The 11,528-nt window shown below is 41.2% G+C and carries 9 protein-coding genes; 6 read left to right on the top strand and 3 right to left on the bottom strand.

Annotated features, from left to right (window positions below):
- Positions 1–28: 28 nt before the first annotated feature.
- The 5 genes from ACZYRN_RS11770 (at position 29) to ald (ending at position 7,095) form a co-directional block, all read left to right on the top strand.
- Positions 29–3,145 (top strand): SbcC/MukB-like Walker B domain-containing protein, encoded by a 3,117-nt coding sequence (locus tag ACZYRN_RS11770; protein ID WP_488912033.1) that lies wholly within the window; start codon positions 29–31, stop codon positions 3,143–3,145.
- Between the two features lie 102 nt (positions 3,146–3,247).
- Complete coding sequence (locus ACZYRN_RS11765) at positions 3,248–3,835, top strand: SCO family protein (RefSeq protein WP_488911805.1); 588 nt, start codon at positions 3,248–3,250, stop codon at positions 3,833–3,835.
- A gap of 185 nt (positions 3,836–4,020) precedes the next feature.
- On the top strand, positions 4,021–4,200 hold the full coding sequence (locus ACZYRN_RS11760) for a hypothetical protein (RefSeq protein ID WP_488911804.1): 180 nt from the start codon (positions 4,021–4,023) through the stop codon (positions 4,198–4,200).
- A 440-nt stretch (positions 4,201–4,640) separates the two neighbouring features.
- Complete coding sequence (locus ACZYRN_RS11755) at positions 4,641–5,867, top strand: PucR family transcriptional regulator (protein ID WP_488911803.1); 1,227 nt, start codon at positions 4,641–4,643, stop codon at positions 5,865–5,867.
- 109 nt (positions 5,868–5,976) lie between these two features.
- Positions 5,977–7,095, top strand: a complete 1,119-nt coding sequence (gene ald, locus ACZYRN_RS11750; RefSeq protein WP_488911802.1) for an alanine dehydrogenase — start codon at positions 5,977–5,979, stop codon at positions 7,093–7,095.
- 43 nt (positions 7,096–7,138) lie between these two features.
- On the opposite strand, the gene ACZYRN_RS11745 is transcribed toward ald, so the two are convergent.
- The 3 genes from ACZYRN_RS11745 to ACZYRN_RS11735 are packed head-to-tail and all read right to left on the bottom strand — an operon-like array spanning position 7,139 to position 9,765.
- Positions 7,139–7,831, bottom strand: coding sequence for a L,D-transpeptidase family protein (locus ACZYRN_RS11745; protein WP_488912031.1), 693 nt, complete (start codon positions 7,829–7,831; stop codon positions 7,139–7,141).
- 60 nt (positions 7,832–7,891) lie between these two features.
- The gene (locus ACZYRN_RS11740; protein ID WP_488911801.1) at positions 7,892–9,415 is read right to left on the bottom strand and encodes a solute symporter family protein; all 1,524 of its coding nucleotides are present in this window, start codon (positions 9,413–9,415) and stop codon (positions 7,892–7,894) included.
- Positions 9,412–9,765: a DUF485 domain-containing protein gene (locus ACZYRN_RS11735; protein ID WP_488911800.1), complete on the bottom strand. Its 354-nt coding sequence runs from the start codon at positions 9,763–9,765 to the stop codon at positions 9,412–9,414. The genes ACZYRN_RS11740 and ACZYRN_RS11735 overlap by 4 nt, the downstream gene beginning before the upstream one ends.
- A 230-nt stretch (positions 9,766–9,995) precedes the next feature.
- Here ACZYRN_RS11735 and ACZYRN_RS11730 point away from each other — a divergent pair, with 230 nt between their 5' ends.
- A complete protein-coding gene (locus ACZYRN_RS11730; RefSeq protein WP_488911799.1) occupies positions 9,996–11,501 on the top strand; it encodes a hypothetical protein in 1,506 nt (501 codons plus the stop codon).
- Positions 11,502–11,528 lie beyond the last annotated feature (27 nt).

Below are 11,528 nucleotides of genomic sequence, written 5' to 3'. Positions count from 1 at the left end.
GAAGAGAGAGTATCCTGTGCGAAATAAGATGAAACCGGTAAAATTAACGATGACCGCGTTTGGTCCATATGCGGGACGGGAGGAACTTGATTTTTCTCTGCTTGAAAATCGAAAAATGTTTGTTATTTCAGGTAAGACCGGTTCTGGCAAAACAACCATTTTTGATGCAATCAGCTTTGCGATGTACGGCAGGCCGAGTGGCGACAATCGAAGTGCACAAGAAATGAGAAGTCAGTTTGCGCAAAAAGGGCAATTAACGGAAGTAGAGATGTTATTTGAACTGAAAGGTCGCCAATACGTGATCCGGCGTACGCCGCAGCAAGAAAAAGTGAAAGCGCGCGGCACGGGTACGACAACAGTGGGTGCGACGGCTGAATTAAGTGAAATAACAGATGAAGGAAAAAAAGTGCTGTTAGCGGCCAATGTGCGTGAGACAGATGAAAAAATAAATGAACTAATTGGCTTAGAGGCGAATCAATTTCGGCAAATTTTAATGATTCCACAAGGTGAATTTCAAAAACTGCTCATGGCAAGCAGCCAGGAAAAAGAAAAAATTTTGCAGAAGCTGTTTCAAACGGCTTTTTACAAACAAGTAGAGGATCACTTAAAAGAAAAAGCGGATATATTGAAGAAGGAAGCAGGAAAAACAGTAGCTGAACAAATCATGATGTTAAAAAATTTGTCTCCATATTCAGATGAAATGCGTATCCTTCTGGAAGAGGAGGACATGATGAAAGATGCGGTCCTCAAACAGCTGGATATTGACATGGAGATGATGCGGCAAGAGCATCAAACGATGAAGGAAAACATTGTGAAGATAGGAAGAAAACGCGATGAATGTGTCGCAGAACGCGAGCGAGGTATAGCGCTGAACCGGCAGTTTGATCAACTGATACAATTAAATGAAATAAAAAGACAGCTTGATAACCGACAGCAAGAAATACAATTGATTACTGGAAATATCGTCCGTGGTGAACGAGCTGAAAAACTGCTTTTATATGAAGTGCATATGCAAAAAGCAGAAAAAGCATTCGTATTGGCGTATGAGCGAAAAAAGGAAGCGGCGCAAAACGAAAAATCGGCGCGTGTGCGATTTGAGCAAGCGGCAGAAGTGTTGAAGCGAGAAGAAGACCGACAGCAGGAACGTGATAGAATGACTGAGCGTTATCAACAGCTGGAATCAATGAAAGAATCTGTTTATGCCTTTAAAGAAGCAATGCAGATTGAAGCAAAATACGAGAAACAGCTGGAAAATACAGTAGCTGACGGTGTTCGGTTACGCGAGACCCTTCAGGAAATGGAAGAGAAAATAACCGAAACAGAACGTATGATCAAACCGCTCGAGTTAGCGGGTGAACGTTTTATCGAAGCAGACCATCTCGTTGAAAAAGCAGAGCAGATGCTTGAGCTGTATAAAGAAGCATCAGCTATAACTTCTCAATTGTTAACGCTCGAAGTGGAGAAAGAGGTAGCGGAGCAGCGGTTCATGGAGGCCGCGCAAAAAGCAGAGGAAGGGAAAAAACAAGTACTTGCTTTACGGCAGGAATTAAAACGTGAACAAGCTGCTCTTCTCGCATTGCATTTGACCGAAGGCGAACCGTGTGTCGTTTGTGGGGCTCTGCATCATCCTAAACCGGCTTATTCGGGTGATAGTAAAGGTTCGCTGATTCGTGATGAGGATGTTGAAGAAGCGGAAAAACAGGCTTCATTGATGGAACAACAATGCCATAATGAAGAACGAAACCAGTCTGCCATCCAGTTTGCCATTAATACGGCCAAAAAAGAAATTGAAAAACTGAAAGTCAAACTGCCTAAAAATCAAAAGATTGAAGACATTCAAGAAATGCTTCAATGTGCAAAAACAGATCGGCAGACAGCTGAGCATGATCGGAAGAAAAAACAACAACTGACTGAACAGCTGAGGTTGCTCCATCACGAAAAAGAAAAGATTGTACAAAAACTGGAGCGGAATCGGCAAATGGAAGCAGCTGAACAGCATGCGTATATTGAGGCAAAGAGTTTTCTTGTGCAAATGAAAAAAAGCGTCCCGGATGAGATGCGGAATGTGAATCGATTTATTGAAGTGTTTGATCAAGTAAAAAAGCAAGTAGAGCAGGATAAACGGCAATTCGAACAAGCCCGTACTGCTTACTATGAATGGAGTTCGTCACTTCAGTCAGCAGTCTCCATTCTAAATGAACGAGAACAGACAATGATAGAAGCAGACGTATTATTCAAAGAAGCATCAGCTGCCTTTTCTGAAAAGCTTTATGAAAATGAATTCGTTGATAAACAGTCCTATCAGGAAGCAAAGCTGTTTATTGAACAATTGCCACGGCTGAAGGAATCAGTGGAACAGTATAACGAAGAACAACGTGCGATTCATATGAAAATTCGCGAATTCAAAAAGGCAACAGATGGCCTCGAGCGGATTAATCTTAATGAAATGAATGATCGAATTGATGCATTGAATAATGAGATGAACGAATGGACAAATAAGGCGGGGATGCTTGCGGCGCAGATGAGTGAGTCGAAGCGGACAAAAGAGACCATCATGCGCTTGTCCGAGCAAATCGCGCGTGTTGAGGAAGAATATCGTCTTGCTGGACATATGTATGATATTGCTCATGGGAAAAATGAATTGAAAGTGACGTTTGAGCGCTATGTACTTGCGTCTTTTCTAGAAGATATTTTAAATGCCGCGAACACGAGGCTTGTCAATATGACAAATGGACGGTTTCGGCTGGAAAGGCAAACGGAGCGTGCCAAAGGAAATGCGCAGAGCGGACTTGATTTATTGGCCTTTGATCAATATACGGGGGCAAGCCGTCCTGTAAAAACATTGTCAGGCGGTGAAAGTTTTAAAGCGGCACTTGCTCTTGCACTCGGTCTTGCAGAGATCGTACAAAATTATGCGGGCGGTGTGTCATTAGAGACGATGTTTGTAGATGAAGGATTTGGAACACTTGATCCAGAGTCGCTGGATCAAGCGATTGAAACGTTAATGGATATTCAATCTGACGGCCGGCTTGTCGGTATTATATCTCATGTACCTGAGTTGAAGGAGCGAATTGATGCTCGTTTGGAAGTGAAGCAGTCAGAGACGGGAAGCAAGGCGAAGTTCGTATTTTCAGGAGAAGTGTAATCACATTTCATAAATAGTTCACGAGAAAGTGAATTTGCTCATTGAGTAATGAGGCGAATTCCTCTACGATAAATGTATAAAAATCATTTGGAGGTCATTTTTTTGAAGTTATTTCGCTATAAGATAATCATAATAATGGTGATGATTGTGTTGTCTGCATGCAGCAACAGTGATTTTCAAGGTAACATGGATGTAGAAGTAAAGGATTTTAAGAATACGAATCAAGATGGAAAAGAAGTTAGCTTGTCTGATTTGAAAGGGAAAGTGTGGATTGCTGACTTTGTCTTTACAAATTGTACGACTGTTTGTCCACCGATGACAAAAAACATGAGTGATCTTCAAGATATGTTAAATGAAGAAGGGATAAAAGATTACCACATTGTATCATTTAGTGTTGATCCAGAACGTGATACACCGGAAGCATTGAAAGAATATATATCCCACTATGAAGCAGATGAATCAAACTGGGATTTGTTAACGGGTTATGACGGTGACTATATTCGTGATTTCGCGGAAAAGAGCTTTCAAACATTAGCAGTTCCAGATCCAAATTCCGACCAGTTCATGCATGGAACGAGCTTTTATTTAGTAGATAAAAAAGGTACTGTTGTCAAGAGCTATGCAGGCAATATGGACGTGCCGTTCGATGAAATTGTACTGGATGTGAAGCAGTTAACGGAACAACCTTGATAGAAAGCCCCGAATCATGTATTCGGGGCTTTTGCATATAAATAAACAAGCATAAAATAAATAAACAAGACTTGACTTTTGCAAAATTCACAAAAAATTAATAATTTATTAGTTGCGGGAAAATGGCTTTTTGTGTAAGATAAGTGTACAGGTTTTTTCTGAATATTTTGTTAAGGGGTGATTGTATGAACTATGGATTACACAAATTTGGCTCAATGAACAGCGTAAAATGTGAATGCGGCTGGGAAGGACAGCGTGCTGAACTCCGAAGTGCGCTTGTCGTGCTTGAACAAACAAAGTGCGGTTCCATTTACGATGCCGAAGATGTCTACATTTGCCCGAGCTGTGGATCTAGAAAATATTAATTCCTCTCCACATCCTTTTCTTCGCCTTATATGAACTATCTCTACAAAGACTGCGATGATCACCAAAAGCTATTTGTCATCATGTTTTAAAGCGGAATCATCCTCAAGATTCCGCTTTTCCTATTTTTTACATAATATCTATACAGGAAAGCTGTCGTCTTTAGACATAGGGTAAGAGTAAGGTTGAACGAGGTCTATCTTTTGCCATGTTAATTGTTCGTCTTTTTTCAGTGTATGTCACTTGCGTTAGGAACGTATATTCGAATATAATGGGCATATAAAGTGAGGAAGAAGGGCGATTCTATGTTTGTGATACGCGGCGTAAAAGAATGTCAGTGGGATGTTTACAAAAAAGAATTTTATGACTTTAGCTTTAGAAGCAGACATAATCACTCTTTTGCCATTTATAATAGAGAAAATTAAATGAGCGGGGGAGTAACATGTCAAACATAGTCAATCAATATTTTGCTCATGAATATGAATCGATTGAAATGCTCGCCGATCGCATTAGTGATGCCCTTCATTGTCCCATTACAATTGAAGATGCGAATCATCAAATTATTGCGTACAGCCGCCACGAAGGAGAAATTGATCCTGTGCGGATTGCAACGATTATGCGTCGTCGTGTGCCGGAGCATGTTATTAATAGTTTATGGAAAAGCGGTGCTATTCCAAAACTATTTGAAACAGAAGAGCCTGTCATCATCCCGGCGATTGATCAAGTTGAACTCGGTGAGCGCGTGGCCATTTCTGTCCGAAAACAAGGTAAAGTGATCGGTTTCATCTGGGCACAGTCAAAGGCTCATTTTTCAGATGAGCAAATGTTTATTTTAAAGGAAGCCGCAAAAGCGGTCAAAAGTCAGCTTCTCCAGTATGAGAAGCGAAAGCGCGCAGCTGAAGAAAGCCATCAAGAGTTTTTTTGGAAGCTGTTAACTGGACACTTCAAGGGACGAAATGAAGTGGATCAAGTGAATAAAAGTTACGGAATGCCGTTGACAGGTGAACTGCTGGCGGTTGTTTTTGACTTTAGACGGACGATTGACCATACACTTGGACGTCAGATAGACTATCTAGTTGAAACACTCCAGCAATTATCATGCATAGCAAGAACCTATGATGGAGATCAGCTTATCTTACTCATTCGATTTCCAGATACAGGTGAAATAAATACAGTGCAGCATTATATTCAAGATTTTATTGCAAAGGCATCCGAACGGCTGAAAGTGCAACCGGCAGGAGGAGCAGGAAGTATTGTAAAGAATCCACTCGATGTTCAGACAAGCTATCAAGAAGCTTTATATGTGCTGCGTATGAAAGAACTGTTTTCGACGATTCAAATACCAGACTGCTACGAAAAAATAGGTATTTTTAAATCAATAGATGACTTTCGCACTGCTCGAGAAGGGAAAAGAAATCCTATTATTGAAAAACTGAATGCTTATGATCACATGCATCATGCAAATATGATGGAAACGATTTATACGTATTTAGCACATGACGGTAATATGAACGGGGCGGCTGGAATTTTGCATGTTCACCCGAATACACTCGCCTATCGCTTGAAACGGATTACAGAAATTACCGGACTGGATTTGAAAGATATGAATGAAAAAACGTTGCTTTATATTGATTTATTGATTTGGCAGATGAACAATTCTTTTTTATGAAAATCAACAAGAACATCTCTTATGGTTTTTTATTTGAATCGATAAATATGTCATTCATCTGACATACTATGAAGATAAGCAAAATAACCAGCTAGGGAGATGAATCGTCATGATTATTGGCATACCAGGGGAAGTTAAAAACAATGAAAATCGAGTCGCCATTACACCAGCAGGCATTAGTTCATTTGTAAAAGCAGGACACCACGTGCTTATACAAAGCGGTGCCGGGAATGGCAGCGGTTTCTCTGATGAAGAATATAGAAAAACAGGCGCGGAAATTTTGAATGGGGCGGATGAGGTATGGAACCGTTCGGATATGGTCCTAAAAGTGAAAGAGCCGCTCGCGTCGGAATATAGATACTTTCGTAAAGGACTTATTCTATTTACGTACCTTCATCTTGCAGCAGAGCCGATGTTAACGAAAGCACTTGTGGAAAATGAAGTGACAGCCATTGCATATGAAACTGTCAGTATGAATGGGACGCTGCCGCTATTATCACCAATGAGCGAAGTGGCAGGACGAATGGCCGCGCAAATTGGCGCACAGTTTTTAGAGAAACAAGAGGGTGGAAAAGGGATCCTACTTGGCGGTGTACCGGGTGTTAAAAAAGGGAAGGTGGCCGTCATCGGCGGTGGAACGGTTGGAATGAATGCTGCTAAAATTGCGATTGGTCTAGGTGCTGATGTTACGATTATAGATTTAAGTGCAGATCGTCTTCGGCAGTTGGAACATATATTTGGTTCATCGATTCAAACGTTAATGTCGAATCCATTGAATGTCGCCGAGGCTGTGAAAGAGTCCGATCTTGTGATTGGTGCCGTATTAATTCCGGGAGCTAAAGCACCGAAGCTTGTAACCGAAGAGATGGTTAAGTCGATGTCAAATGGTTCGGTTATTGTGGATGTAGCAGTGGATCAAGGCGGTATTTTTGAGACAGTTGACCGCATTACAACACATGACAATCCAACCTATATAAAGCATGGCGTCGTTCATTATGCGGTAGCTAACATGCCAGGAGCTGTCCCGCGAACCTCAACTGTTGCATTAACGAATGTAACCATTCCATATGCGCTTCAAATTGCGGATAAAGGGTTTGAGAAAGCGATGTCTGAAAATGAGTCTTTAAAACACGGTATTAACACGCTAAAAGGATTCGTCACACACAAAGCGGTTGCTTATGATCTCGGCTATGAGTATAAGCAGCCCGATGAACTAAAGGAGCAGTAAAACAAAAACCGGTCAGCGGCGGATGACCGGTTTTTTTATGTCTTTAAAGGGCATTCAGTTCTTTTTGGATAGAGTCTGGTGTGCCAATGACGATTTTAGGCATTTTTGCTGGGTCAAGCCATTTCATTAGGACGGTTAAATGCGATTCACTAAGCGCAATGCAGCCCGCTGTGGGTGTAGTGCCGCTGCGCCACCGATGAATGAAGATCGCACTGCCGGCATTTTTTACGATAGGATCTTCATTATAGCGAATAATAATTGCATGTTTATAGAGCGTGTGATTCAGCCGTTCAAACGATTTCCAGCGTGTAGATGGATTACCGCGGTAGTATATCCACTTGTTGTAGTCTTTTGACGCAGCATCATCTATCCAATAATGAAAGCGATTTGTGACGGTATAGCGTGATTTGACGCCAGCTGGTTTTGCCGCAAAGCCAAACATTTCACCGATGGCATATATCCCTGTTGGTGTGGCACCATTTCCTTCTTTTTTCGTAAAAGAAAGTCCGTTTTTACCGGTGACAGCCGGTGAGATTCGTTTTAACACCCACTTGCTTCCGAATTTTTCATACAGTTTTACTGTGGCGAGACTAGATGATGTCTGGCCTTCTGCAACGATCACCTGTTTGCTGTCAGTGACATTGGATAATCCAGCGGCGTATGGGTCAGTGGCTGCTTCCGGTGATTGAGGGAAAACGGAAAGGAGTAAAAAACTCGATAAACATAAACAAATCATACGCTTCACTATAAAGCCTCCTTGAAAGCAAACGGACTATTCCGTCTGCTTTCATCCTTTTTATTTTAGTCCGGTATTCGCTTTCACCGTTACCTCTGCATATTTGCGTTCGTCTGCTTTTTCTGAAATGATTGAACCGATAAAACCTGCAATAAAGCCAGCTGGTACGGAAATGATTGCTGGGTTTGTCAATGGAAATAGGGCTGTCCCGACAAAAATAGCGGTTCCTTCAGGGCCCCATACATTCGGGCTTAGTGCAACGAGCACGAGGGCCGAAATTAACCCTGTTAACATCGCGGAAATAGCACCCGTTGTATTAAAACGTTTCCAGTAAATTGTGTAAAGGATAACAGGCAAGTTTGCACTTGCTGCAATACAAAAGGCCAGTGATACAAGAAATGCGACATTCATCGACTGAGCAAATAAAGCAAGCAAAATTGATACGATCGAAACACCGATTGATGCATAGCGCGCTGCAGCCATTTGTTCTTTCTCGGTTACGTTCCCTTTTTTAATAATTTGTCCGTAAATATCATGCGCAAAGGCAGATGCCCCTGATAATACAAGACCGGCTACAACAGCCAGAATAGTGGCAAAAGCGACAGCTGAAACGAATGACATAAGTAAATCGCCGCCAAGAGCTTGCGCGAGTAACGGTGCAGCCATATTTCCAGCTGCGTTCGCTGCAATAATGTTCTTAGAACCAACAAATGCGGCGGCTCCAAAACCGAGGAAAATAGTCAAAATATAGAATATACCAACGATCCATGTAGCATAAACGACGGAACTACGGGCTGTTTTCGCATCTTTTACGGTAAAGAAACGCATTAAGATGTGAGGAAGACCGGCTGTACCGAAAACGAGTGCTACCATCATCGAAACTGTATCAATTCCATTCGTATACTTCACGCCAGGATGCAGGAAGCTTTCTCCAGATGGTGTAACCGTTTTCATTTCGCTGAACATATTTAAAATATTAAAGTCAAACTTCATTAATACAAGGAATGAGATAATAATTGTACCGATCATTAAAAGAACAGCTTTAATAATTTGCACCCAGCTTGTTGCAGCCATTCCGCCAAATAAGACGTATGTTGTCATCATAACACCGACAATCAATACAGCAATCCAGTAGTCAATGCCAAGTAGAAGCTGAATAAGTGCACCTGCGCCAACAAGTTGGGCAATCATATAAAAAAGAACAATGGTCAGTGTGCTGATGGCAGCAGTTGCGCGAATTTTTTGTTGTTCAAAGCGGGCTGTGATCATGTCAGCAAGCGTGTATTTTCCAAGATTTCGAAGTGGCTCGGCAACAATGTACAGCACGACTAAGTATGCGACTAAATAGCCGATACTGTAAAAAAATCCGTCAAATCCATTTAAAGCAATGGCACCGGCGATCCCGAGAAAAGAAGCCGCTGATAAATAGTCGCCTGCAATGGCAATCCCATTTTGCCAGCCGGTTAATCCTCCGCCAGCTGTATAAAATTCACTAGCTGAGTTTGTTCGTTTTGAAGCCCAGTAGGTAACAATAAGCGTGAGTCCGACGATAGCGGCGAAGAAAAAGAGTCCAAGAGCACTCATGAATGTTTGCTCCCTTCATTAGATGTGTGAACAGCTAGAATTTTTTCTGAATCTTTATCAAATTTGTTTGCTTTTTTGACGTATACCATGCAAAGGGACCAAGTCATAATGAATTGGGCTAAGGCAAATATCCAGACCCATGAAATGTCACCGATTGCCGGTTTGTTCAAGACAGTCGAAAAAGATGTTAAAAGCGGCAATGTAAAGTAAAACAAAAGAAAAAAAACAGTAACTGGGAACAAGAACTTGTTTTTCTTTCTAACCAGCGACTTGAACTCTGGACTGGCTGCAATCGCTGCGTAGTCATGTTCCGTTTGCAGCAATTCGTTGCGTCCTGCTTTCTGTTCCATATTAAAGACCTCCCTTAGTAGTTTATAATTCTGAAAATGGTTGCAAGTTACAGAATTATAACTCTATTCTAAAAAAGCAATTTCCAAATAGCAACTCTTTTCGACAAAAAATACATTTTTTTTAATATTTACTTAATCTACCTATGTATATAGTGAAAATTCGCATTCATTTTCTTTCCCGCGGAATTCGTGTACAATCAAAAAAAAGACAATAAATGGAGCGGATGGTTATGAAGGAAAATAAATCGATTGGTGCAGCTGTTTCATCAATGACAGGTACACGGTTGCGCGTCGTCCATTCAATTTTATATAACATTAATGCGCGCGATTTAATTGCGTTAAAAGCAAAAAGTCAGTTTTCAAAAGAAGAGATGACGCCATTTTTTAGTGCCATTATAACAGAGGCAAACAAACGAAATGAGCAAACTGATGCTGAACTGCAGCTCGATGTGTTTATTGCTTTAACAAAGATGTTAAAGCTTCCCGCTGCTCGTTTAAATGAAAAAGAAAAGGTAGCTGCCCGTTCTGATGAAATCGCTCATAAATGGTTTGAAAAAGCAGCGAAACAAGATAAATTATTGAAAGAGAAATTTGATCAGTCTCTTATTACAGATAAACTTGAATTTATGCTTCACTATGAAAGTGTGAAAAGAGTAGAACGTGTGCTAAAAAATGAAAAAGTAGATGAAAAGAAAGAGCCCCTTCAAGAAACGATTCGCGGTTACTGGGAAGGGATGCCAGAATACAAAAAGGTGCAAATCTTTGAGCATTTTCAGTTAAACCACGACACATTATTTGAAGAAATAGTGGAAGAAAAAGGACTTGCTTCTTTTCTATTTGAAATGGGTACGAGAAGCGGTTTATCGATGTATGAAATGTTGTTATCTACTATTATTGCGGATGTGCCAAGCGGTAATCCACGTTATTTGTGGATGCTTCATCCTGATGCATTGTTTACGACAGATGTCGCATTGAAAAGCCTTGTGTCAGGAAGTTGGATGCTGCCTTCCGCATTACTTTTGATGTATATGCCGCCGGAAGATGATCTGAAAGAAACCGACTTAGCCGTTGTTGCAGCAGAATGGGTGCGGAGGGAGACCGGTTACCAGTTATTAATCCGGCAAGTTAATGAATTAAAAGTAGAACAGCAGGAGAAAGAAAAGCAGATTGAATCGGTTCGGTTGGAACTTGAAAATGCGATGAGTGCGGAAGAGAGAGCTCGATCGGTATATCGTAATTTACGGGAGCGTCTCATTGCTATTTTAAAAACAGATCCGGCACGCCCTTATTTAGGAGATATTAGCGTATCTAATACAAGAATTAGAGAAAAATTAAGCCGTGTGCAGTCTAAAATGAAAGCGAATGAGACGAAAAAAGGGCTTCTTCAATCTGTCGGGGCTTGGGTGTCGAATACGTATTGGCAGACAGAAAAAAACAATTTAGAAAAAAAGCTGAATGTATCCTTTGAAAACATGGCTGATGAAGTTATGCGAAAGTATCCATATTATGAAACGGATTTAATCTCAGAGATGAACACTGCCTTTGTCACAGCAAACCAGTGGCAGTTCGAGAAGGAGCGTTTGCAGAAAAAAGAAGCCGAATCTGTCAAGTCGCTTTCACAGTTGAAAAGCGAAGAGTTAAAACTGCGCGAAAAAGCGGCGGAAGCCGCTTCTAAAACACCAGGATTAAAGCAGTTTGAAGCTGTTGAAATACGTGCGGAGAGCCCTATTACTTGATAGGGCTCTTTTTTTGTTACGGCTATG

The sequence above is a fragment of the Domibacillus sp. F004 genome (assembly GCF_057814295.1).
This window is presented reverse-complemented; position numbering and strand designations above follow the sequence as displayed.